Genomic DNA, 22,696 nt, shown 5'->3' on the forward strand with positions numbered 1-22,696 from the left:
GAGGCGGAACGATGTTACAACCTTATGTACAATTAGATGAGTCCGGACGACCACAAAAAGGACTGTTGCCGGAGACGGCGGATGGTCGCGTCGTCGAGTTTTATTATGATACGAGCGGAATGGACATTACCGTCATTTTCGTAACGATACCAGCTCAGGATGCCAGTCGGAAACGAGCGTTCACGGTCGGAAAGACGTTTAAGACGATTTCGACGCTGGAAGATTTTACGTTGTTGCGTTATGACTTAATGGACCATCAGATCCTCGCGACACTTGAGATGTTTGCCGATGGATCGAAGCGTCAAATCGATGCTTCGAGATTGCTCGATTACTGACAAAGAAGGAGACGCGGATCGCCGCGACTCCTTCTTTTTTTAGTGTCCGATCGAAATTTTTCCGTCCTCGATCTGCGCGATGCCGCCGATCGGGAACGTGAACAGAGGCATCGTATGACCAAAGTCAGCACCCGCGATGACCGGAATCGATGACAGGGATGGGTACAATTGAACTAAATACTGGAGGTGTTCGTCTGTCATCCGGGTCGTCAGTTGAAAACGACCGAAGACGATGCCACGGATCAAGTCGGCACCCGGTTGCGCCATCAAGGACGCAAAGTCACGGGCGAACGTCGCCGGATGTACTTCGTAATCGTCTTCAAGGAACAAGATGCTATCACGTAAGTCGGGGAAATAAGCAGTACCCTGCAATAAGTTGAGCGTACAGAGGTTCCCGCCCAGCAGACGACCGGCAGCAGTACCAGGTGAAAGGAAAAGATGTCCCGGGTTCGGAAGGGTGACGTCTTTACCGTCCACATGATCGTGCCAATTGTGACTTGGTTGAATGGTCATCGTCTTGTCTTCGAATAACATGTTCCGGAACGCCTGTAACGTGTAGGCATCACGAGAAGCGAGGGCACGTAACATCGGACCAGAATAGGTGACAAGACCACTTTTCGTAAAAATCGCCTGGCTGAGAGCCGTGATATCGGAAAATCCACAAAGTATTTTCGGGTTCCGGCGAATCAACTCGTAATCCAGTCCGTCAAGCAACTCATTCGAACTGAATCCACCACGGACACACAAGATGGCATCGATGGTCGGGTCGGCAAACGCCGTATGCAAATCCTCTAACCGACAGGCAGGATCACTGGAACCAAACGGATTGACTGCCCGGGCATGTTGGCTGATCGAGACGCAAAGACCAAGTGATTGAAGCACCTCGATCGCCCCGTCGAGGATGTTTGATTCGACGGTCGCTAAACTTGATGCCGGTGCCAACAACCGGACATGTGAACCGTCCGTAAGGCGTTTGGGGACGACGGCCGGAATTTGTTGTTCGATACATTCAATCCGGTTACCAAATGGGTCCTTCGTGAAAAACCGCCGGCGTGGTGCCAACCGGTCATCGAACTGAACGGGGTAACCGGCAGTTTGCAATCGAACCGCCACGTCATCCAGTTGAGAAAAGGTGAGACCGGGGTGTGCTTTTTTGGCCGGATGAAAGGGTTCTTCGATTCCGAGATGAAGAGCTGCCGCGTGTGACTGGAACCAGACACCCCCACTTGCTTGTACGCCAAGGGGCTTTTCCACTTCCTCCATATGTAAAAGCCCGGCATAAAAAGCCCGAGCTTGTTCTTCTGAGTCTTTCGGAGCGGCTAATTGTACATGATCTAACATCGCTACACGTCCTCTCAAGAAATTAAACGATGAACTCCGTCACCCGTTTGAGTTCACGTTCGACGAAATTCAAATAAAAGTGTCCATCAATCCGGCGGTCGAGCTCTTGGGCGACTTCATAAATATTCGAGCGGAGCACACCCAGATAAGCGACTTCTGCATGGCGGGCTGCGCGGTACGAAGCTGCATAATGAGCCAACAAGAATTGCAAGTATCCTCTATCCGTCAGCAGAGGGATCAATTGTTTTTTCTCTTCCATCAACCAGACATAGTTTGCGTCGTAATACATCTCGGCGTAGAGATGATACGGTTCATCGCCACCCGTGAACAGAGGTTTGACGCGTTTGACTTCTTGAATCAACTGTTCCGTCCAGTCGAATCGGTCTTTCTTTCGACTGATGAACAAAGGTAAGATATAAGGGTGGGCTTGATCGGGCATTCGTGAACAACCTCGTTCATGACGAATCGCTGCATAAAGCAGTAAGGCACGGTCCTCGAAACCACGTTCGATCGCATACGTCATTCGGCTGAATCCTTCACAAGACGGACAGTCACTTAATTCGTCGGGCGGAGCATCGATCCATTCCGCAAGATAATGGTCGGCCTGTTCTTCGTCACCGAGTTTGCTGTAGATCATAAATCCGATATAGTCCCGTGTCCGGAAAAAACCGCGGCTGTCACAAAAATCAACGAACCGGTCAAAATCTTCTTCTAATAAAGCGACGGGCATATCTTCCTGTTCGGCTGCATAAATTAAATAGGATTTATAGTTCCAGTACAGGTCAAGTTCCTGTTTAGGTGTTAACGTCAATTCCTCTTTTCGGACCCAGTCCATCAATAATGAAAAGGAAACCAAAAAGGAACGGAAGTGTCCCAAATCAAATTGATTTTGAGAAAACGTCCATAAAGCAAGGGGCCGGAGTGTAGCGTCCGTCGTATCCTCAAAGATCGTCCAGAGCGATTCGCCCCGTTCAAGTGAGGGATCGGCCTCTTTTAGGCGGAGATATAAACTGTTCAGTTCTTCATGAGGGTTCATCTGTACCCCTCCTTTCTTATATAAGTATACCACGCACGGATTCAGAAGGTGTCAGTGATGTCGGCGAACAAAAAAATGATTCCGCCCACGATTAGTCGCGGCTCGGAATCATTTCAAGGATTTGTCGATGTGTTGCGTGCGTTGGATGAAGTAGATCACGTATCGTGTAACTGTTCAAGACTTGATGAAACGCAGCAATCGCGTCATCAAAAGCTTCGCGTGCAGGGTCTAGCGAAGGAAGTTCAGACGTTCCTTCAAGTGGATCCAGAAAATGAGTTGTCGGTTCAAACAACTGCACCACGTCACCAATATAAATTTCATCCGGCGGACTTGCTAAACGGAATCCGCCACCTCGACCACGGACAGAATGAATCAATCCACTTTGTCCTAAACGATAGACGACTTTCATCAGATGATTTTTTGAAATGTCGTAACAGTCCGCTACTTCCAGGATTCGGACCAGTCGATCAGAGTGTGCCCCGGCAAATAACAGGGATCTGATTGCGTAATCCGTATAACGTGTCATGCGCATTTTCATCACCTACTTAAATACACATGTTAGAGAAGTTTGAAATGAAGTACAAGTTTAAATGTGTTTATCTAAAGATGCATTTTGAAGATTGAATTAAGCGAATCGGTCAAGCATAATAAACGAGGAGAGGTAGGTCATGTCATGCATTTCGATCAGGCGTTACATCTATTACAATCCGTCGGACCTGAAGTGGACCAAAAAGGCTTACGGATTGCCAGTCGTTTTTATAGACAGTTAGAAATGAAGCATAGCGCAGAATTACAGGAAATCGGACATCTCGAACTCCTGTCTCAAAGTATGGAACTACGGATTTTACGTCTGGGTCAACTGTTGAAACACGTGACGAACCAACAGGAATCAAGTGAATTGTTCAAGATGATTTTATTAAACGAGATCAATCAAACAAAATCGTTTATCTTAACCTATCCGGAAATCGTCAGTCGGGAGATCATCGAAGCGGTCCGGATCGAACTCGAGTTAGCACCGACGGCTCCCGTGCTCGAAGCCTGGCGGATCGTCCATCATCATCTGGTCGAGACGTGCCGCCATTTTTGCAAATACAAGCAACAGGGGGACTGGACACAACTGGATGTCTTGTTAGTCGCGGAAAGCCACCATCTCGGTGCGATCATCGACGAAGCGAAATATGCCTTGATGAGCGGACGGAAAACAACGATTTTACACGTTCGACCAACAAAACCGTCCTCGAAGGATCTGGTGGCGACACTCAACTTACTGACGAAACAAGGATTGATTTTTCACAGCATTCAGGCTGAAGGATGGGACGACGAAGTAGAGACGTTCTTAAAACTCATCTCCATCGACGATCCAATCGTTTTCGTCAGTGGTTCCGGTCGATTCATTGCCGAAGTGCAACGTACGTTAGATCCGTTGCCGGTGATTTTTGGACCATTTGTCGCAGACGGTGTGTTGCCTTCTTAATGGTTAGTTAAGAAAAACAAAAAAGATACGCCCCTAATTATATGGAATGCATCTGACATTCAGACAAAAAAAGAGTTTGTCCTATAAACGATTCGTATTCTCCAGTATTTTGCTCAGGCGGGGGGCAAGTCGCGTAACCATTATTCTAACGGACCAAGTTACCGGATCTTGCCTGCCTCTGGCAGCGCGAAACGCGCTTTTTCCCGTACGAGTAACGGAGAACGAATCGTTTTTTTTCTAAATTCAAAGGCACTTTCCGAAATCAATCGGAAGGTGCCTTTTTAACCATTAGTTGAGATTAAGCCGATTGCGACAACCGTTTGGCCCGCTGGATCGACCGGTCAAGTGCGAGGTAGACGAGTCCGGACAGACAACAAGCGATACCGACACCGGCTAACGCATATTGTCCGTTTCCGGAATCAAGGAACAGTGATCCGAGCAACGGTGCCGTCACACCACCGATCAGCCACTGGATACTCGCGGCCCCGTTGTACGTGCCGCGTAAGTGTTCCGGCGCGATCAAGGCGATGAACGTCATCTGGACCGGAGACATGATCATCTCACCGAGCGTATATAGAGCGTAGATGACAAGTAAGATCGTCACAAGGACGATGTAGTCCGTTCCGAGCGAAAACAGATAGGACGGGACGAAGGCGAGTAAAATCATACCGACTCCGAACACACACGCCCCAAGCAACATGACCTTCCCGAACGCTTTTCCGGACAAGCGCGCTGCGACCGGGAACTGGAACAGGACGACCATGATCCCGTTTAACCCCATCAAGTACGGAAATGGATTTTTGTCATTCGGAAGACCCGGTAAAGCTTCTTTCAAAAATACAGGCAACATACTTTCGACGAGCGAAAAGCCCATCGAGATGAAGACACCGGCAGCGATGAAGATTAAAAAGACATGATCTTTTCGTAAGACGGTGAAGGCGGATAATTGTGGTTCATCCCGTGTCTGTTCCAGCTGATCAGGTTTCGTCTCCGCGATAAAGAACAGCAGGACGAGAGCATAGAGGAAAAAGACGGCGGCGGCGGCGTAAAAAATTAACGACCGGTCGACGAACAAGACGGCGCTCCCGATCAATGGACCAAACGCGGCACCGACATTATGCCCCATCCGGAGGAGACCAAACGATTCGTTCAGTCGTTCGGGTGGCGTGACGTCAGCGACCATCGCGCTGGCTGCCGGGTGGAACAACGAGTTCGTCAGACCAAGCAAGGCATTCATCAGCAGCAACGGCCAAAACGAATCGGCGAATGAAAATCCGATCAACGCGATGACATCGCCGACGATCGAAATGACCATGAGTGGTTTTCGTCCATACAAGTCAGCGAGATATCCACCGACAAATGAACCGAACAACGAGGTGATCGGACCGGTCGCCATGATGATCCCGACTAAAAAGTACGAATCCAGCTGTTCCGAGTAATAGAGAACAAGAAATGGTGCAATCATGAACATCATGACCCCGGTAATCGTTTCCCCGACGAACCGGATCCAGATGTTACGATCAAGCTGTTTTAATGCAGTAAACATAAACAAAACCCCTTATACTTCCGTTTTTAGACCATGAAAAAGACGGATACGCACAATTATGGGCATACCCGTCCTGATATAAGAGGGCAGCATGTACGTATACGCATACGTACACCCTGCTTAATTAAAAATTAAACGATTGGGTGACGTACAGTTGTAGCCAATACGTAAATCGGTTGTTGCTGATTAAATGATTGTGACATTGTACGTCTCCTCCTTCTTGTAATAGTGAACGTCTTCGTCATCGTATAAAAGATTGGAATGTTTTGTCAACTAAAACTCTGAAAATTGAGTCAATAAAGTGAAATGGACGAGACTGCGAAAATTCGGTATGATAGACTAGTTGCGAAAATGAGCGAGTTAACCACTTTTTAAGAAGATTTTTAATATATAGGTGAAAGGAATTACCCTACATGACAAAATTACTCCAAACCGAAGTCGAGAAACGCCGGATCTTCGGAATTATTTCCCACCCGGATGCCGGGAAAACGACATTAACTGAAAAATTCTTACTCCACGGTGGCGCGATCCGCGAAGCGGGATCGGTCAAAGCACGAAAAAACTCGAAATTCGCAAAATCCGACTGGATGGAGATCGAAAAACAACGGGGAATCTCCGTTACGTCATCCGTCATGCAATTTGAATACGATAAAAAAATCGTCTCGATCATGGATACACCGGGTCACTCCGATTTCGGGGAAGATACGTACCGGATCCTGACAGCCGTCGACTCGGCGATCATGGTCATCGATGCCGCAAAAGGGATCGAGTCGCAAACGAAAAAACTATTCCAAGTCTGTCGGATGCGCGGGATTCCGATCTTTACGTTCATCAACAAGATGGACCGTCAAGCGCGTGATCCACTCGAATTGATGGAAGAACTCGAGGAAGTCCTCGGCATTCCATCAGTCGCCGTCACATGGCCGGCCGGATCGGGTCAACAGTTTGAAGGCGTCTATGACCGCGTCAACGAGAAGTTCCATTGCTTCAAGAATGACCGTCTGACGATTGATCTCGGCGAAGAAGGACTCGCAAACGATCAGTTGGCGTCAACGATCAACAACGAGATGTACGATACGTTGGTGGATGAAGTGGATCTGCTCGACGGAGCGGGAAATGCGTATGACGAAGAGTTGATTGCGAAAGGTGAATTGACACCGGTCTTCTTCGGTTCGGCCCTAGTCGACTTCGGAATCACACCGTTGCTTGAGCATTACCTCAACTTGTCACCGTCACCGACACCGCGTGAGTCGAACAAAGGACAAATCGAGCCGGCACAAGAATTCTTCAGCGGCTTTGTCTTCAAGATTCAAGCGAACATGAACCCGAATCACCGTGACCGGATTGCCTTCGTGCGGATCTGTACCGGGAAATTCGACCGCGGCATGGAAGTTGTCCTGACACGGACCGGCAAAAAAATGAAGTTATCCCAATCGACACAGTTCATGGCGGACGAGCGGGAAACGGTCAACGAAGCATTTGCAGGCGATGTCATCGGTCTCTATGATTCCGGCAACTACCAAATCGGGGACACGATCACAAACGGCGATCCGACGCTTCAGTACGAAGCGTTGCCGACGTTCGCGCCGGAATTGTTTTTGAAAGTTTTCACGAAAAACGCACTGAAATCCAAACAGTTCCAAAAAGGTGTCGAACAGCTCGCGCAAGAGGGTGCGATTCAGGTCTACAAGACGGAATACAACGAAATCATCCTTGGGGCGATCGGACAACTTCAATTCGAAGTCTTCGAGCACCGTCTGAAAGGCGAATATGGCGTTGACATCTTAAAAGATGCGGCGAACTTCCAAGTCGCGAAATGGGTCAAGGTGACGGAAATCAGTGAAGTCAAGAAATTGACGGATTCACGGACCGTCCTTGTCTACGACCGTTGGGAAAATCCGGTGCTGTTATTTGCCAATGACTTTGTGTATGAACGGTTTGTTCAGAAAAACGACGGTGTCATCACGCTCGTCGATTCGCCACAATTACTCAAAGACTAATTCAAACAAGGCGTGTCTTTCCGGTTTCAGCGGAAGATACGCCTTTTTTCGTTTTGCGAAGGCGAAACAAGGGTAAAAATTGGAGTCTGTAAAATCATATCTTGGTGAGAGGAATGGTGTTGACGATGGCTAAGAAATTTATCGGGATTTTCCATGATGAATCGAGCTTACATCAGAAAATGCAAGCTCTGAGAGAACAAGGTCATAAGGACTCTGATTTTTCCGTGGTTGGACGGGATGGCGCAGCGGATGAGGCATCGGGTGCTTCCTGGATTGATCAAGTCAAATCGAAGTTCAGTCACGAACCGCCGTTACGGGAAACGTTGAAGCGCGTCGGTCATTCCGATCACGAAGCAGAACAACATTATCAAGAAGTCGAGCGGGGTGGAATCGCGCTGTTCGCAAAAGACCGGCATGACGATCATGATCATGACCACTCACGTGATCATTTACATGATGAAGGGCATCGGCATGACGGAAAAGTCGAAAATCCGGGCGTCAACGATTATGAGTCGGAGCATGAATCCGATCACGACAAGAGCGATCGTTCGAAATGGAAAGCGGACGATCTAGACTAAATAGTAGACGTGAAACTGAGATACTCAGTTTTACGTCTTTTTTTAGGGGAAGTGAAGTTTGTTCATTACCGCTTTAAAAATCGCCGGTGCTATACTGAATGTATCAAAGAGGTGAAGAAAAATGAAAAAAACAGTAGCAACACTAGCCGGAATCGGCGTCCTTGGAGCAGTCTTCATGGCCCGTTATCCGTTATTTGGTCGCCGGCCGTCAAAAGCAGATCAACAGCAGTATACGCGGTCCCGTCAGTTTTCGAACGGAAAGTTTCAGAATGAATTACCGTTCCAACTGAAAATGGAATGGGAGACGATGAAAAGTATTTTAAAAGATTACGGTCGGGAATTACCATCGCTAAAGCCGGTCAAACCGTTACCGGTCGTCCCGTTTGAACGACGGACGGACGGAACAGAGCCGCGGATAACCTGGTTCGGACACTCGGCGTTCCTGCTTGAACTCGATCAACAAACGATTTTCTTTGATCCGATGCTCGGTCGTGCGCCGTCACCGTTCCCGAAACTCGGAGGCGGACGGTTCCAAACGACGGCGCCGGTCGATCTCGATTCGTTGCCGCCGATTGATCTTGTCATCTATTCGCATGATCATTACGATCACTTGGATTATCATTCGATCTTGGCGTTAAAAGACCGGGTCGGTCGATTCATCGTCCCGCTTGGTGTCGCAAGCCGTCTAAAAGGCTGGGGGGTAGATCCGGACCGGATTACGGAACTGGATTGGCACGAATCGGTCGAGACGAATGGTCTCCGTTTGACGGCAACACCAGCCCGGCACTACTCGGGTCGTAACGGGCTTGATCAATTTTCGACGCTTTGGGCGTCATGGGTAATTGAGGGATCGAAGAAAGTCTTCTTCAGCGGAGACAGTGGCTACGGTCCACACTTTAAGGCAATCGGGGAACAGTATGGTCCGTTTGATGTAACCATTATGGAATGTGGCCAATATGATACCCGGTGGTCGAGTTCACATATGTTGCCGGAACAGACACTCGCTGCGCATCTCGATGTCAAAGGGGATGTGCTGATTCCTGTCCATTGGTCGGCGTTTACACTGGCGTTTCATCCGTGGTACGAACCGGTCGAACGTTTACTGAAAGAAGCTGTAAAACATGAGGTGTCGGTCGTGACACCGATGATTGGCGAAAGTGTCACTGCTGCCAGTGAGACACGCAGATGGTGGCGTGAGGTACGGTAAAGTTAGATGAAATGAAACTTGTCTTCTTTTTCCGTGCTTTCCTCAGGCGAGACACGAGCCGTGGCGCCTGTTACTTTCGGACGAGGAGCCGGGTCTCGTTTGCCTCTGACAGCGCGAAAAGCACGCGCTTTTTCCTGTAGGAGTCACGGGAAGAAGCCGAGTTTAATGGACTACTTTCATATGATTTCAAACAAAAAATCCCCACTCTGTCGCGTTTTGCGAGAAAGTGGGGATTTACTTTGACGTATAGATTAACTGGCAAGTCGTTCTGATTTGGCATCGCGGCGTGAACGGAACCGTTCGATGACTTCAAACCCAAGCACAAGCATCGTGCCAATCAATAAGCCGTTACTGAAGAACGGACGTAACGTCAGCGGCAGGATTTCCGCCAAAACCGTCGATTGCAACAGAATACTGATTCCGATGACGGCACAAATCGCAAAGGCATGCTTGCGGCGACTGGTCGTCATGCTGCTTTCAGCAGACTGCCAGGCAATCAGGAACATGTGCGGTAACGTTGCGAGTAAAGCCGCACTGGCGACACTGCGCGGCAACGTCGCGATGATGCCGATGATACTCGGGAAAAACCCGACCAAGGCGATGACAAGTGAGGCAATCAAAAACGGACGGCGTTCCTTACTTCCCGTCTGGGCGATGAAACCACTTGTGATCGGCAACGGGACCGGAACGAGCGTCGAGAACGTCGCCGCGATCAAGTGAATGATCCCTTCGACCGTGAGCCCTTGATTCAAGGCCCCTTTTTTCTGAATCGTCGCTTCGACGGCGCTTAACGCGGCAATCAAGTTGACGATCAAAAGAATCGCAAACGGAATCGCGACCAAAAAGGCGCTGCCGTCAAATTGCGGCATCCCGAACGGTAAGGCGGACGGAACGGCAAAGATACCGGACGCTTCCGGTAACGACGGACGGCTGACCAACCAGCCGACGACTATTCCGATCATCAAGGCGAACGGCCGGAGGCGGGTCGGACCAAATTGACTGAGTCCGAGGACAAGCAGGAACGTCAGAATGCCGGCAAGACGTGTTGCTTCGACGGCGAGGACGGCACCAAGCATGACGCCTGTCAGTTGCATACATAATAAAAGCAAAAACGTTCCGCTGACGAGCGGCGTAAAGACCGGTAATAAAAAGCGGGTCCATCCCGTCAACCCGAGGAAAATCAAGACGACGCCGGCAATGACGACAGCGGCCATCGCAATCGTGAAGGCCGTCTTTGAATCGACCGGCAACGCAGCGATGACGACAAAGATGCTGACCCATGAGCCGGCCGGACCGGACACGATTGGTAAACGGTGACCAAACAATCCATGGAGAAAACAGGCAATCCCTCCGACAAAGAAGGAGCGTTGGACAAGTGCGGCCGTTTCGACACTCGAGAGATCAAACAGGCTCGCGACGACGATTGGCAAGGCAATCGTATTGGCTAATAAGAAAATAATCCACTGAATCGTGGACGTCGTACGTTTCACAAAAATCGTCTCCTTTAAAAATCGCTGATTTCAGCATCGTATCATATGATTGATGTTATGATTCATACATATTTATGATTGAAAACATATGAAAGAGATGATGAATATGGATTTACGCCAATATCGGTATTTTTGTGCGGTCGTCGAAGAACAATCCGTCACACGGGCGGCGGAACGACTGCGGATGGCACAGCCTGCTTTGACGCAACAGATCCGGAAGATGGAAGAGTTGCTTGGTGTACGGCTGATTGAACGGGCGGGACGCGGCATCCGGATCACGGCAAGCGGTGAGCGGCTGTATGAACGCGCCGTCTCCTTGTTGCGGTATGAAGCGGAAACCCGGATTGAAGTCAGTGACATCAAGGAAGGACGGACCGGCATCTTACGGATCGGGGTCAATACGTTGTCCGCCGGTCGATTGACGGGATGGGTGCAAGAGATGAAACGACGACATCCCCGGATCACGCTGCAAATTCATCAGGGCGAGTCCGCTGCCTTAATTGATCGTTTGAAGGATCATGCGATCGACGTGGCACTCGTCCGGCTGCCGATTGAGGCACAAGGTGTCACGATTGAGTGGATGGAAGAGGAACCGTTTTATCAAATCCATCATCCTGATTTTCCGGACGCCGATGTCATCATTCCGAGTCAGGAAGGACTTGGTGTCTTTCAGACGCTCAGCCAGCAGTTCGGGGTCGTCTCGCAGGAGACCTGTTCCGACGTCTTGACCTTGATTGGACTTGTCCGTTGTGGACAAGCGGTGACACTGTTACCGGAAAGTACGCTCCGCGAGCTCGACATGACGGGACTGGTGCGGGAAAAGTTACCGGACGCGACGAGTACGACGGCTCTTGTCTGGTTGACGGAAGACGGTCAATCGGCGCTGACCCAACAATGGGTCTCGATTGTGCACGAGTAAGAACGAATTGTTAAAAAAGGGATTTTATAGGATAATTGAACAAGAGACAGGAAGGTAAGGGGGAGGATGAAATGAAGACGATTCGCGGAAAATACGGCGAAGCGAAGATTTTTACCCACAACGTCGATGACATGACGATTGAACAAGTGACGGGGATGCTGAACGAAAACATTGCTGTCGACGGCAATGTCCGAATCATGCCCGATTGTCATGCGGGCAAGGGCTCGGTCATCGGAACGACGATGCGGATTCACGATAAGGTGGTTCCGAATCTCGTTGGTGTCGACATCGGCTGTGGGATGTTATGTACACAAATCAACCGTGAAGGAACAGCCGGCGTCGATTATGAGAAATTGGATGCTGCGATTCAGGCACTGGTTCCGAGCGGCATGTCCGTCCGCAATCAGCCGCACCGGTTGTCGGAACAGATTCCGTTTGACCAAGTGTTGGCACCATTCAACGAAACGCGGGCCCGATTGTCGATCGGTACGTTAGGCGGCGGCAATCATTTCATTGAATTGAATACAGACGAGGAAGACAATCTCTACCTCGTGATTCATTCCGGCAGCCGGAACCTCGGAAAAACGATTGCCGAACATTATCAAAAATTAGCGGAAGCGTCGCAATTCACCGTCGATACGGAGGTAATCGTCGCATCGCTGAAAGAACAGGGACGTGAACAAGACATCCAATCGACTTTGGTCGAGTTGAAGAGTCAATTCAATGAAACGAATAAAGATTTAGCGTACGTGTCCGGTTCCGATATGGACAACTACTTACATGATCTGAAAATCGCCCAACGCTACGCGGCATTAAACCGTCAAGCGATGACGGACGTCATTGTTGAAGCGATGGGCTGGTCGGTCACGGAACAGTTCGATACGATCCATAACTACATTGATCTCGAGCAGATGATTCTCCGGAAAGGTGCGATTTCAGCGCAAGCCGGTGAAGTCGCCATCATTCCGATGAACATGCGGGACGGTTCACTGATCGTCAAAGGAAAAGGCAATCCGGACTGGAACTATTCGGCACCACACGGGGCAGGACGGATCATGTCCCGTTCGAAAGCCTTTAAATCCGTTGACCTCAAAGAGTTTGAAGCGACGATGCAGGACGTCTGGTCGAGTTCGGTCGTCGAATCGACGCGTGATGAGTCACCGTTCGTCTATAAGCCGATGGAGGAAATCATCCTGAACACAATGGATACGGTCGAATTACTCAAAGTCATCAAGCCGCTCTATAATTTTAAAGCGAAGTGATTGGCGGAAGCCGGAGTTAACTTTTTTAAAAAAGTAGACATACCAAAATGCAACCTTTTGATTGGAAATGAATCAGAAGGTTGCAAGGTGTTTGCTTTCACAAAGGGAGTCAGGGAGAAATGAACTTATACGTGTCTTCGTCATGCGTACTCTTTACGAATCCAGCTTTTAGAAGTACGGATTGCGAGGCGTGATTATCAAGCTCGGTATAGGCGCAAACTTGTGTGACCTTCATGTCCTGCAGTCCGAACCGGGTAACTGTTTGGACGGCTTCTGTCATATAGCCGTAACCCCGAAAGTCCGGTTTTAATACATACCCAATTTCGGCGATGTTATTTTGATAGCCTCTGCAAAAACAGCAGTTCCCGATAAATTCGCCGGTCGACTTTAAATACAGTCCCCACGTAATGCCGTCCCCGTTGAGGTAATCAAGGGCAATCTGACTCAAAATCCGGATGACATCCCGGCTGTTCTGTGCCTGGTGACCATCATAGACCGTAATCTCAATCATGTGGTTCGCTTCACTTAACCGGATTTCTCTTAAGAGGAGCCGTTCGCTCGTCAGTTCAGGAAAGACGTCAAAATAGTATTTTTCTTTCACGGGGCATGCCTCCTTGAATTTGCTTCTTACCTCAAGTGTACGTTATCCGATCCGAATCGGAAGCAAAACATCATCAAAACTAAAAAATCCGTTCATTAATTCAGGAGGAGTTTACATGCAAAAGAAAGCCCTAGTCGTCATTGATATTCAAAACGACATGACAAAAAACTACAAAGAAGTCATCGGTACGATCAATCAGTCAATCGATTGGGCAGTTGGACAGGACATGCATGTGGTCTACATCCGACACGAAAATTTATCAGCCGGGACAAGAACGTTTAAAACCGGGACACGTGGTGCCGAGTTAGCACCTGATTTGAACATCGTGTCAGATCATGTATTCACAAAATATAAGGGGAATGCCTTAACGAGCGAAGCGTTTGCGGCATTCATTGAGCAAAATAACATCACCGATTTTTATCTGACCGGTGGAGACGCGACAGCTTGTGTCAAATCGACTTGTTTCAACTTACGTAAACTGGATTACGACGTGACGGTGATTACGGACGGCATCACGAGTTACGATAAAAAGAAACTTCCGGAAATGATTGAATACTATGCGAAAAAGGGCAGCAACATCATTCAGTTCAATGATTTACTTTCGGTTGATTAACGTTGTTGAAGGAGGTTGTTAACATGAAAAACGTCATTAAGTCACTGGTTGTTTTGTCCGCCTCATTAGGTCTGATGTTGACGAGTTATCCGCCAAACGAAGCCGTGGCAAAAACTAAAAAAGAAACGCAGCACGACATCTTTAAAAAGCTAAAATTGAACGCCTCGATGACCAGTGTTGCGGAAGTTATGTATGGCAAAAGCTACAAAAAACATCTGTGTGACCGCTCAGAAGATGAGGTGAAAGTAAATCTTTTATGCAGTGGAGAGGTATACGATTCCAATAAGTACGATAAGGATGAGAAACTAAAATATTTGAAGTATGAGTTTTATCTGTACCCGAATCCAAAGGTGCCGAATGAATCGGATGACCCGGATGAAGTGACGTTCCAAACCGTCCGGATGTTGCTCGTATTTAAGTCGAAAGAGCACAGCAAGCAGTTAAAGCTTGTCGAAAAACACTGGTTTGATTCATCCGTTGTGAATTCAACACGTGTCTACAATAATCAAAAAAATTAAAAAAGGCATGACGAAAAAGCAGTTGGATGACGTGCTGACGGGAACAGGGATCGGGAAACATGAGAGAGTCGCGTATATCGACTATTCAAAAGTCGGAAAGCAAGCTGGTAAAAAACAGCCTGTTTTTCCAAAAGCGTACAAGACGTATTCGTATTCCGTTTTGAATCAGAAAGAGAATGTCCTCTATTACTTCGAAACGAAGTACAGTCGAATGAAAAAAGAGTACGTCGTTTCGTATGTTGATACGTGGACGGAAGATAAAGAATAAAACCAATGAGAGAACTCCCGAATGAAGGAGTTCTCTCATTTTTAATCTCTATTTCAAACATTTTTTAAGGGGAATGGAATAATCAGCGGATCGTTTTTAAAGCACCGGCCCAAGGAATGACCTGGTCGAGCATTTGGTTAACGGAGTCTGCTTGAACCGGTGCTGCTTTTAACACCGCCCCATTCTCAAAATCAGTGAATAAGGAGAGGGCAGGGTGGACGCGGACGTCTGCAATCAACAATTCGCCTAAAATCCCGCGTAAATGTTCTGCTGCGCGTGCGCCGCCGACTGAACCGTACGAGACGATTCCGGCTGCTTTGTTATTCCACTCAACACGAAGGTAATCGAGGGCATTTTTTAAGGAAGCGGAAATCGAGTGGTTGTATTCCTGTGTGATGAAAACAAATCCATCTTGAGCGGCGATCGCTTCAGACCAGGCAGCTGCACCGGATGCATCGCCGTCTTTTTCGCCGAGCAACGGCAATTTGTAGTCTGCGATGTCAATGATCGTATAGTTGGCGTCCACACGTTTGTCCGCGATTTCTTTGACCCAGTTCCCGACCTGCGGGCTTAAGCGACCTTCACGTGTTGATCCTAAGATAATCCCAATGTTCAATTTTGTCATGTTCGTTTCCTCCTCTTGTTGTGGTGTTTCTTTTGAACCAAATAATTTACTGAATAGACTCAAGTTAATTCCTCCGGATTATAAATATTCTTTTTCGATTGTCCGCGTGCTTCGGACGGTATCAATCGGACGGACCATTTGTTCGATTTGTTGACGTTGTGATTCTAAGAACGGTGGCAATGATAATTTCTCTCCGACCGTTTCATACGGCTCATCTCCCATGAAACCAGGACCATCTGTTGCCCATTCGAACAGGATACCTTGGGCGACACGGGCATATAAGGATTCGAAGAAGAAACGATCGACGTAGCCGGATGTATTGAATCGTAAGTTCTGCATGCGGCTGATCCATTCATTTAAAGCGGCCGTATCTTCGACTCGGAACGCAACATGGTGAACGGTACCAAATCCTTGCTGTCCACTTGGAAGGAGGAGGTTATGCTCAACGATGACTTGCGCACCATTCCCGCCTTGACCCATTTCAAACAGATGCAGGGATCCTGCCTGATCGATCTCTCGCATCAACATCGCTTTTTCCAACACTTCTTTTAACCGGTCAAATTCGGCAATCCGGATATGGATCGGACCTAAACCGGTGATCGCGAATTCTAATGGGACCGGACCGTTTTGCCATGGAATGCCGGATGCAATGCCTTCATTATGCTCGTCTGAAATCAGCATGTACTGCTGGTCATCGAAATCGACGAACGAGAGGGTTTTCTTCCCGAATTGTTCTTTGATGCCGCGATGTTTGACGTCATATTTGTCAAACCGTTTGATCCAGTAGTCAAGTGCTTCATCCGTCGGCACGCGGAAAGCGGTTTTGTAGATTTCATTTGTTCCGTGTATTCTTTTTGGAATGCCCGGGAAGTCAAAGAACGTCATATCGGTACCGGCTGATCCTTTATCGTCAGCGAAGAATAAATGATAGGTCTGAATATCATCCTGATTCACCGTTTTCTTGACTAAACGCATGCCTAAGACGTTGGTGAAGAACGCATAATTTTTCTCGGCGCTGCTCGTGATGGCTGTTACGTGATGGATTCCTTTTAATTCATTCATGTAGATCGCTCCCTTAATCATCATTATCTCGAATTCGAGATATATAGGTAAAAAAATTTAATTGTTTTGGGCTTGGTAGCCTATTTTTTTAGCAGTCTTAATGAACAATTCGATTTCCGCCTGATCAATCCCTTGGAAAACCTGATTAATGGCTTGTTCATGTTCCGGAAAAATCGTATCCATTAAAGTTTGACCGTCTGTGGTGAGTTCCGCAAATGTCACACGCCGATCCTCCGGACAGGCTTTGCGAACGACGTAGTTCTTTTTTTCGAGCTTATCGATGACATAGGTGATGCTGCCGCTTGTGATCAATACTTTTTTTCCGATTAGTTGAATTGGCTGCCTTCCTTTATGATACAGCAATTCGAGTACGGAAAAATCTGTCGGATTTAGTCCGGACTTCGCAACATCCTGTTTGATGACTTCATGAAGCGCATCGACTGCGCGGACCATGACTGTCAGTGCTTTTAAGTTCGGATTCGGCTGTTCCATTTCGTTCACCTCTTTTTATCTTTAATTCATATATCTTTAATTCGAGATAAATATACCATCTGTTTTTTATGGCGTCAATGGTTTTGATTGGTTTCTGATTGCAGGAGCCTAGATTCATACAGCAGTATGAAAAGAGACAGCCCGTTGAATGCGGACTGCCTTTAAAGGGGATTAATACATCACCATTTCAGTTTATTTAAAAACGCAAGAATGTCTTGATTAATTGCGTTCATATCTTTTCCTAACGTCATCAAGTGTTTCGAATGCGCAAAACCTTTAATCGTTTTTTGATCCGAGGTTACGCTTTGGAAAATCGTTTCGGCACTCGTCTTGTACGAGGGATCATCCAATTCCCCGTACAGGACGCAAATAGGAGAGACGACGCGTGCCAACTGGTCTCTCGTCCGGTTAATGATTTGTTCAAAGTCGGTTAATGAATCGAAGGGGAGGTGATCAAGTTCAGCCATTTCAGAGGCAATCTGCTGGTCCTTTTTCCCTTCGAGTTGTTTATACCGCCGGGCATAATAAATTATTCGTTCTTTTAGAACGGCTGCTTCCTTGTACATGGGCACGGACATAGTGACGATACCGTTCACCTGCGACTCCTGTCCCATTTTTAGGGCAAGTACACCGCCGAGGGATAGTCCGACGACCGCTATACGTTCGTATCCCTTGTCTTTCAACAGTTGATAACCGTTGAGAGCATCCTGCCACCAGTCGGCTGGTCCGTGCGACAAAAGGTCTTCCGTCGGCAGTCCATGTCCACTCAGTGTTGGAGCGTAGCAAGAATACTGATTTTGTTGCAAATAGCTGCCAAGCTTTTTCATGTCATTCGGATTGCTCGTGAAAGAATGCAAGAGCAGAACAGCTCTTTCGCCGCCTTCGTAATAAAAGGGCTTCGGTGGTAATAATTTCATGGTTATGTGATTCCTCGTTTCGTAGTGTTCATTATTTTTATATCCAATAGTTACTATCGTTTCATTTTCCTGATTTGTTAACTTTATTCATTTTACTTGTGATAATTAGGTATTATCACAAGTAAAATGAATAAGTCTCTACTAAAACTATCGACATCAAAAACGCCCCCGAAAAACGGGGACGAAGCAATAATATTTTTTAATTAAACCGTCTCATCCGTAAACGTTTCACCGGTCCGGCGCACGGTCGCTCCGAGTTCAGCGGCAATCGCGTTGATCGCTTCCGAATCCTCGTTGACCTCGCTGATGATGATGACGCCGTAGTGGTCGGGATTGATCTGGTTGAGTGTGCGGTTAAACAAATCAAACGAATCGCGTTCGTTTTTTTCGTCACGGTTCGCGCCGATCAGATAACCGGCGACGGAACCGACGAGCATGCCGAACGGTCCACCGACAACTCCGACTGCCATCCCAATCATGGAACCTTTGAACGATTGATCCTGTTGCGTAAAGTCGATTGCATCGATGAACGAGAAGCCGTCCGTCTCATTGCGTTCGGCGAGGACCATCTGTTCCATTTCAATCTCTTTGATCGCTTCGAGGTCCTTGATCATCTCAAAACCGGTTTTTGCTTTTTCCAGATCGTTGAAAACGATCGTCGTAACGACGTGTGTTGCCTCATTTTTATATTGTGCCATAATTTCCGCCTCCAGAAAGTTCTGATGTCGTTCTACAATTTACTACTACCCGTAACAGAACCATTAAAAACTAGGAACCGTTGATCCGTGTAAGCATATGATTGATATAGTTTCTCAATTAGGTGATAAGAAAAACTTATTGGAGGTCTTTTGTTCTTTCAAATTGTAACGGGGCTCATATTATACTATGATAGAGCTGTACAAGTAAGCGGTATCAGGGGCTTGATGTCGTCAACACTTAAAGGGGGAATCAGCATGAAGCAAACGCAACCAACGCAAGACGTCTTTGGTGCACGCCGTTCGTTTGAAGCAAACGGTAAAAATTACAACTATTACAGCATTGAGAAATTGGAAGAACTCGGTCTGACGGAAGTCAAACGCCTTCCGTATTCCATCCGTGTGCTGCTTGAATCCGTCCTTCGTCAACAAGACGGTCGTTCGATCACACAAGAGCATGTCGAAAACTTGGCGAAATGGGGAACTGCCCAAGTATCGAATGATATCGATGTGCCGTTCAAGCCGTCACGCGTCATCTTGCAGGATTTCACAGGCGTACCGACTGTCGTCGATCTCGCATCACTTCGTAAAGCGATGCAAGACCTCGGTGGCGATCCATCTGTCATCAACCCGGAAGTTCCGGTTGATCTCGTTGTTGACCACTCGGTTCAAGTCGATGCTTACGGATTCGCCGGCGCACTCGCTGAAAACATGGACCTCGAGTTCGAACGGAACGAAGAGCGTTACAAATTGTTACGCTGGGCCACAACAGCATTCGATAACTACCGTGCTGTCCCGCCTGCAACAGGAATCGTCCACCAGGTCAACCTCGAGTACTTGGCATCTGTCGTTCTTGAAAAAGAAACAGCTGACGGTTCGGTTGACGTCTATCCGGATACACTCGTCGGAACGGATTCCCACACGACGATGATCAACGGACTTGGTGTCCTTGGTTGGGGTGTCGGCGGAATCGAAGCGGAAGCCGGTATGCTCGGACAACCGTCATTTTTCCCGGTTCCTGAAGTCATCGGTGTCCGCATCACAGGTGAAATGCACCCTGGAACAACAGCGACGGACGTTGCCCTTCGCGTAACGGAAATGTTGCGTCAACACAACGTTGTCGGTAAATTCGTTGAGTTCTTCGGACCATCACTTCATCTGATGTCACTGTCTGACCGCGCGACAATCGCCAACATGGCACCTGAATACGGCGCGACATGCGGATTCTTCCCGGTTGATACGGAAACGTTGACGTACCTCCGTCTGACAGGCCGCGATGAAGCCTTGATCGAAAAAGTTGAGAACTACTCAAAAGCAAACGGCTTGTTCTACACGCCGCAAAACGAAGATCCGACGTTCACGAAGACGGTTGAACTTGATCTGTCGACGATCGTTCCTGCACTTGCCGGACCAAAACGTCCACAAGACCGGATTGATTTGACGGACGTGCACACGTCGTTCCAAAAAGCATTGACGGCACCACAAGGAAACGCCGGTTTTGGTCTTGCGGAAGAAGAAGCAAGTAAAGTCGCTGTCGTTCAATTTAAAGACGAAGCGGTTGAGATGCGTACGGGAGACCTCGCGATCGCAGCGATCACGAGCTGTACGAATACTTCGAACCCTTACGTCATGATCGGTGCCGGACTCGTTGCGAAAAAAGCAATCGAACTTGGATTGACGGTTCCGAAATACGTCAAGACATCACTTGCACCGGGATCAAAAGTCGTAACGGATTACCTTGAGAAATCAGGTCTTCAACCGTACCTCGATCAACTCGGCTTCAACACAGTCGGTTACGGATGTACGACATGTATCGGAAACTCAGGCCCGCTTGACCTTGCCGTCGAAAACGCGATCCTCGGATCAGACCTGCTCGTCTCGTCTGTCCTCTCAGGAAACCGGAATTTCGAAGGACGGGTGCACCCGCTCGTCAAAGCGAACTACTTGGCATCACCACCACTCGTCGTCGCCTATGCGATTGCCGGAACAGTGGATGTCGACATCACGAACGCGTCACTCGGAACAGGCAAAGACGGACAAGAAGTCTTCTTCGCGGACATCTGGCCGTCACGTGACGAAATCCAAACGATCATCAACACCGTCGTCACGCCGGAAAGTTTCCGTGCGGAGTACGATTCGGTCTTCTCAGGAAACGAACGTTGGAACAACCTTGACGTGCCGACAGGCGATCAGTATGACTTCGATGCAGAGTCGACATACATCCAAAATCCGCCGTTCTTCGAGAACTTGGCGAAAGAAGCGGGTCATGTCGAAGCATTGAACGACCTCCGTGTCTTTGGTAAGTTTGCGGATTCGGTCACGACGGACCACATCTCACCAGCCGGTTCGTTCTCGAAAACAACACCAGCCGGACAATACCTTGTCAGCAAAGGTGTCGCACCAAAAGACTTCAACTCATACGGTTCACGCCGTGGTAACCACGAAATCATGATGCGCGGAACATTCGCAAACATCCGCATTCGCAACCAGGTCGCTCCAGGGACAGAAGGCGGTTTCACGACGTACTGGCCAACAGGCGAAACGATGGCGATGTACGACGCTGCGATGAAGTATAAAGAAGATGGCACAGGTCTTGTCATCCTTGCTGGTAAAGATTACGGGATGGGTTCATCACGTGACTGGGCAGCAAAAGGAACAAACCTGCTTGGCGTCAAAGCCGTCATCGCCGAGAGCTTTGAGCGGATTCACCGTTCGAACCTCGTCATGATGGGTGTCCTGCCACTCCAATACGTAGCTGGCACATCGGCTGACTCGCTTGGACTGACAGGTGAAGAAGCAATCAGTATCGCGATCGACGAGTCGGTTCGTCCACGTGACGTCGTCGAAGTCACAGCGACAGCTGCAGACGGAAAAGTCACGAAGTTCGAAGCGATTGCTCGTTTTGATTCAGAAGTCGATATCGACTACTACCGTCACGGCGGAATCTTACCGATGGTTCTCCGCGAACGCTTGCAAAACTAAACCGTTTACATTAACGTTTGAGGTGGGGGTAACCCCACCTTTTTTGATGCAGAAAGGGGCGAGGCCGTGAACCGCTTTAAGAAATGGTTTCAACCAAAAGAAGAACCGGAATTGCCTGTTCGCGATGTCACGCTCGATGAAGTCAAACGGGCGACACACAAATTTGAATTGACGTTACCGAAAGGGACGAACCGGACGATTCTACTCGACGACGAACAACGGATCGACATGACACGGCTGGCACCACATCTCGGTGTCCGTTCGACACAAGTTTTTTATATGTCACGTGAGACGTTTGCGATCATGGAGGCAAAAGACCGCTTGACGGTCTATGAGATGGATCATGTCCAAGTCGCGGTCGACCGTTATTTCGACAAAGAACGCAAGTTACCGCTCAAACCGTATTCGAAGACGTTTCAAGTCGATTGTGCGAAGTTATTTGAACAAGGGTATTTACGTGAGTTGCCTCATCAAACGTATTACCTCGTCGATGAATCGATGATCGTCTCGCTTGAACCAAAAACCGATTAAACGAAGATGGACTGCCGGATGAACGGGAGTCCATTTTTGAGTTGGCTATCGGTCGTTTGCTTGACGAGTCTGCTGCCGCTTGTATTCCCTGAGCGAAACGGAATCAATTGTTCAAAAGTCTGACGCATTTCTTCAGAAATGCAGGAATCTTGGACAAACCCTTTGTATTCTAAGCCTAAAACCGATACGATTAACATGAAACGA

Annotated in this window: 24 protein-coding genes; 12 read left to right on the forward strand and 12 right to left on the reverse strand. The window is 48.2% G+C overall.

Annotated features, from left to right (window positions below):
* Positions 1-11 precede the first annotated feature (11 nt).
* Positions 12-335: a hypothetical protein gene (locus tag P404_RS0114870; RefSeq protein WP_026831165.1), complete on the forward strand. Its 324-nt coding sequence runs from the start codon at positions 12-14 to the stop codon at positions 333-335.
* Positions 336-374: 39 nt separating this feature from the next.
* On the opposite strand, the gene P404_RS0114875 is transcribed toward P404_RS0114870, so the two are convergent.
* The 3 genes from P404_RS0114875 to P404_RS0114885 form a co-directional block, all read right to left on the reverse strand.
* A complete protein-coding gene (locus P404_RS0114875) occupies positions 375-1,676 on the reverse strand; it encodes a VOC family protein (protein WP_051590524.1) in 1,302 nt (433 codons plus the stop codon).
* 22 nt (positions 1,677-1,698) lie between these two features.
* On the reverse strand, positions 1,699-2,712 hold the full coding sequence (locus P404_RS0114880; protein WP_026831167.1) for a hypothetical protein: 1,014 nt from the start codon (positions 2,710-2,712) through the stop codon (positions 1,699-1,701).
* Positions 2,713-2,803: 91 nt separating this feature from the next.
* A complete protein-coding gene (locus P404_RS0114885) occupies positions 2,804-3,244 on the reverse strand; it encodes an RrF2 family transcriptional regulator (RefSeq protein WP_026831168.1) in 441 nt (146 codons plus the stop codon).
* Positions 3,245-3,385: 141 nt separating this feature from the next.
* Between P404_RS0114885 and P404_RS0114890 the strand changes: the two genes are divergently transcribed.
* Positions 3,386-4,186, forward strand: a complete 801-nt coding sequence (locus P404_RS0114890; protein ID WP_051004049.1) for a hypothetical protein — start codon at positions 3,386-3,388, stop codon at positions 4,184-4,186.
* 298 nt (positions 4,187-4,484) lie between these two features.
* On the opposite strand, the gene P404_RS0114900 is transcribed toward P404_RS0114890, so the two are convergent.
* Complete coding sequence (locus tag P404_RS0114900) at positions 4,485-5,732, reverse strand: MDR family MFS transporter (protein ID WP_014970087.1); 1,248 nt, start codon at positions 5,730-5,732, stop codon at positions 4,485-4,487.
* Positions 5,733-6,145: 413 nt separating this feature from the next.
* On the opposite strand from P404_RS0114900, the gene P404_RS0114905 reads away from it, so the two are divergent.
* The 3 genes from P404_RS0114905 (at position 6,146) to P404_RS0114915 (ending at position 9,517) form a co-directional block, all read left to right on the forward strand.
* The gene (locus P404_RS0114905) at positions 6,146-7,732 is read left to right on the forward strand and encodes a peptide chain release factor 3 (RefSeq protein ID WP_014970088.1); all 1,587 of its coding nucleotides are present in this window, start codon (positions 6,146-6,148) and stop codon (positions 7,730-7,732) included.
* 125 nt (positions 7,733-7,857) lie between these two features.
* Complete coding sequence (locus P404_RS0114910; RefSeq protein ID WP_236624421.1) at positions 7,858-8,310, forward strand: general stress protein; 453 nt, start codon at positions 7,858-7,860, stop codon at positions 8,308-8,310.
* A gap of 121 nt (positions 8,311-8,431) precedes the next feature.
* Positions 8,432-9,517 (forward strand): MBL fold metallo-hydrolase, encoded by a 1,086-nt coding sequence (locus P404_RS0114915; RefSeq protein WP_014970090.1) that lies wholly within the window; start codon positions 8,432-8,434, stop codon positions 9,515-9,517.
* A gap of 251 nt (positions 9,518-9,768) precedes the next feature.
* On the opposite strand, the gene P404_RS0114920 is transcribed toward P404_RS0114915, so the two are convergent.
* A complete protein-coding gene (locus tag P404_RS0114920) occupies positions 9,769-11,007 on the reverse strand; it encodes a purine/pyrimidine permease (protein WP_026831169.1) in 1,239 nt (412 codons plus the stop codon).
* Between the two features lie 106 nt (positions 11,008-11,113).
* Between P404_RS0114920 and P404_RS0114925 the strand changes: the two genes are divergently transcribed.
* Together P404_RS0114925 and P404_RS0114930 are read left to right on the forward strand one after the other, a co-directional pair.
* Positions 11,114-11,926: a LysR family transcriptional regulator gene (locus tag P404_RS0114925; protein WP_026831170.1), complete on the forward strand. Its 813-nt coding sequence runs from the start codon at positions 11,114-11,116 to the stop codon at positions 11,924-11,926.
* A 71-nt stretch (positions 11,927-11,997) separates the two neighbouring features.
* Positions 11,998-13,188 carry an RNA-splicing ligase RtcB gene (locus tag P404_RS0114930; RefSeq protein WP_026831171.1) on the forward strand — a complete coding sequence of 397 codons (1,191 nt, stop codon included), beginning with the start codon at positions 11,998-12,000 and terminating at the stop codon, positions 13,186-13,188.
* Positions 13,189-13,297: 109 nt separating this feature from the next.
* Here the strand turns inward: P404_RS0114930 and P404_RS0114935 are convergent, their stop codons facing one another.
* A complete protein-coding gene (locus tag P404_RS0114935) occupies positions 13,298-13,789 on the reverse strand; it encodes a GNAT family N-acetyltransferase (protein WP_026831172.1) in 492 nt (163 codons plus the stop codon).
* Between the two features lie 115 nt (positions 13,790-13,904).
* Here P404_RS0114935 and P404_RS0114940 point away from each other — a divergent pair, with 115 nt between their 5' ends.
* Genes P404_RS0114940 through P404_RS18840 form a run of 3 tightly spaced genes read left to right on the forward strand, consistent with a single transcriptional unit; the run spans position 13,905 to position 15,188 of the window.
* Positions 13,905-14,402: a cysteine hydrolase family protein gene (locus tag P404_RS0114940; protein ID WP_026831173.1), complete on the forward strand. Its 498-nt coding sequence runs from the start codon at positions 13,905-13,907 to the stop codon at positions 14,400-14,402.
* Positions 14,403-14,425: 23 nt separating this feature from the next.
* Entirely contained in the window at positions 14,426-14,920 is a 495-nt protein-coding gene (locus tag P404_RS18835) for a hypothetical protein (protein ID WP_026831174.1), read from the forward strand.
* A 7-nt stretch (positions 14,921-14,927) separates the two neighbouring features.
* The gene (locus P404_RS18840; protein WP_026831175.1) at positions 14,928-15,188 is read left to right on the forward strand and encodes a hypothetical protein; all 261 of its coding nucleotides are present in this window, start codon (positions 14,928-14,930) and stop codon (positions 15,186-15,188) included.
* Between the two features lie 82 nt (positions 15,189-15,270).
* Here the strand turns inward: P404_RS18840 and P404_RS0114955 are convergent, their stop codons facing one another.
* The 5 genes from P404_RS0114955 to P404_RS0114975 form a co-directional block, all read right to left on the reverse strand.
* A complete protein-coding gene (locus P404_RS0114955) occupies positions 15,271-15,813 on the reverse strand; it encodes an NADPH-dependent FMN reductase (protein WP_026831176.1) in 543 nt (180 codons plus the stop codon).
* Between the two features lie 78 nt (positions 15,814-15,891).
* Positions 15,892-16,875 carry a ring-cleaving dioxygenase gene (locus P404_RS0114960; RefSeq protein WP_026831177.1) on the reverse strand — a complete coding sequence of 328 codons (984 nt, stop codon included), beginning with the start codon at positions 16,873-16,875 and terminating at the stop codon, positions 15,892-15,894.
* 57 nt (positions 16,876-16,932) lie between these two features.
* Entirely contained in the window at positions 16,933-17,367 is a 435-nt protein-coding gene (locus P404_RS0114965; protein ID WP_026831178.1) for a MarR family winged helix-turn-helix transcriptional regulator, read from the reverse strand.
* A gap of 179 nt (positions 17,368-17,546) precedes the next feature.
* Complete coding sequence (locus P404_RS0114970) at positions 17,547-18,284, reverse strand: alpha/beta hydrolase (RefSeq protein ID WP_026831179.1); 738 nt, start codon at positions 18,282-18,284, stop codon at positions 17,547-17,549.
* A gap of 203 nt (positions 18,285-18,487) precedes the next feature.
* On the reverse strand, positions 18,488-18,982 hold the full coding sequence (locus P404_RS0114975; protein ID WP_026831180.1) for a hypothetical protein: 495 nt from the start codon (positions 18,980-18,982) through the stop codon (positions 18,488-18,490).
* A 255-nt stretch (positions 18,983-19,237) separates the two neighbouring features.
* Between P404_RS0114975 and acnA the strand changes: the two genes are divergently transcribed.
* Entirely contained in the window at positions 19,238-21,961 is a 2,724-nt protein-coding gene (acnA, locus tag P404_RS0114980) for an aconitate hydratase AcnA (protein WP_026831181.1), read from the forward strand.
* 66 nt (positions 21,962-22,027) lie between these two features.
* Positions 22,028-22,492, forward strand: coding sequence for a DUF3939 domain-containing protein (locus P404_RS0114985; protein ID WP_026831182.1), 465 nt, complete (start codon positions 22,028-22,030; stop codon positions 22,490-22,492).
* On the opposite strand, the gene P404_RS18845 is transcribed toward P404_RS0114985, so the two are convergent.
* Positions 22,489-22,689, reverse strand: coding sequence for a hypothetical protein (locus tag P404_RS18845; protein WP_026831183.1), 201 nt, complete (start codon positions 22,687-22,689; stop codon positions 22,489-22,491). The two genes, P404_RS0114985 and P404_RS18845, sit on opposite strands and share 4 nt — an antisense overlap.
* Positions 22,690-22,696 lie beyond the last annotated feature (7 nt).

The sequence above is a fragment of the Exiguobacterium antarcticum DSM 14480 genome, assembly GCF_000685865.1.
Taxonomy (GTDB): Bacteria; Bacillota; Bacilli; order Exiguobacteriales; family Exiguobacteriaceae; genus Exiguobacterium_A; species Exiguobacterium_A antarcticum.

Coding starts and splice junctions, on each gene's coding strand:
- P404_RS0114870 (WP_026831165.1), top strand. CDS start 12: ATGTTACAACCTTATGTACAATTAGATGAGTCCGGACGACCACAAAAA.
- P404_RS0114875 (WP_051590524.1), bottom strand. CDS start 1,676: ATGTTAGATCATGTACAATTAGCCGCTCCGAAAGACTCAGAAGAACAA.
- P404_RS0114880 (WP_026831167.1), bottom strand. CDS start 2,712: ATGAACCCTCATGAAGAACTGAACAGTTTATATCTCCGCCTAAAAGAG.
- P404_RS0114885 (WP_026831168.1), bottom strand. CDS start 3,244: ATGCGCATGACACGTTATACGGATTACGCAATCAGATCCCTGTTATTT.
- P404_RS0114890 (WP_051004049.1), top strand. CDS start 3,386: ATGCATTTCGATCAGGCGTTACATCTATTACAATCCGTCGGACCTGAA.
- P404_RS0114900 (WP_014970087.1), bottom strand. CDS start 5,732: ATGTTTACTGCATTAAAACAGCTTGATCGTAACATCTGGATCCGGTTC.
- P404_RS0114905 (WP_014970088.1), top strand. CDS start 6,146: ATGACAAAATTACTCCAAACCGAAGTCGAGAAACGCCGGATCTTCGGA.
- P404_RS0114910 (WP_236624421.1), top strand. CDS start 7,858: ATGGCTAAGAAATTTATCGGGATTTTCCATGATGAATCGAGCTTACAT.
- P404_RS0114915 (WP_014970090.1), top strand. CDS start 8,432: ATGAAAAAAACAGTAGCAACACTAGCCGGAATCGGCGTCCTTGGAGCA.
- P404_RS0114925 (WP_026831170.1), top strand. CDS start 11,114: ATGGATTTACGCCAATATCGGTATTTTTGTGCGGTCGTCGAAGAACAA.
- P404_RS0114930 (WP_026831171.1), top strand. CDS start 11,998: ATGAAGACGATTCGCGGAAAATACGGCGAAGCGAAGATTTTTACCCAC.
- P404_RS0114940 (WP_026831173.1), top strand. CDS start 13,905: ATGCAAAAGAAAGCCCTAGTCGTCATTGATATTCAAAACGACATGACA.
- P404_RS18835 (WP_026831174.1), top strand. CDS start 14,426: ATGAAAAACGTCATTAAGTCACTGGTTGTTTTGTCCGCCTCATTAGGT.
- P404_RS18840 (WP_026831175.1), top strand. CDS start 14,928: ATGACGAAAAAGCAGTTGGATGACGTGCTGACGGGAACAGGGATCGGG.
- P404_RS0114955 (WP_026831176.1), bottom strand. CDS start 15,813: ATGACAAAATTGAACATTGGGATTATCTTAGGATCAACACGTGAAGGT.
- P404_RS0114960 (WP_026831177.1), bottom strand. CDS start 16,875: ATGAATGAATTAAAAGGAATCCATCACGTAACAGCCATCACGAGCAGC.
- P404_RS0114965 (WP_026831178.1), bottom strand. CDS start 17,367: ATGGAACAGCCGAATCCGAACTTAAAAGCACTGACAGTCATGGTCCGC.
- P404_RS0114970 (WP_026831179.1), bottom strand. CDS start 18,284: ATGAAATTATTACCACCGAAGCCCTTTTATTACGAAGGCGGCGAAAGA.
- P404_RS0114975 (WP_026831180.1), bottom strand. CDS start 18,982: ATGGCACAATATAAAAATGAGGCAACACACGTCGTTACGACGATCGTT.
- acnA (WP_026831181.1), top strand. CDS start 19,238: ATGAAGCAAACGCAACCAACGCAAGACGTCTTTGGTGCACGCCGTTCG.
- P404_RS18845 (WP_026831183.1), bottom strand. CDS start 22,689: ATGTTAATCGTATCGGTTTTAGGCTTAGAATACAAAGGGTTTGTCCAA.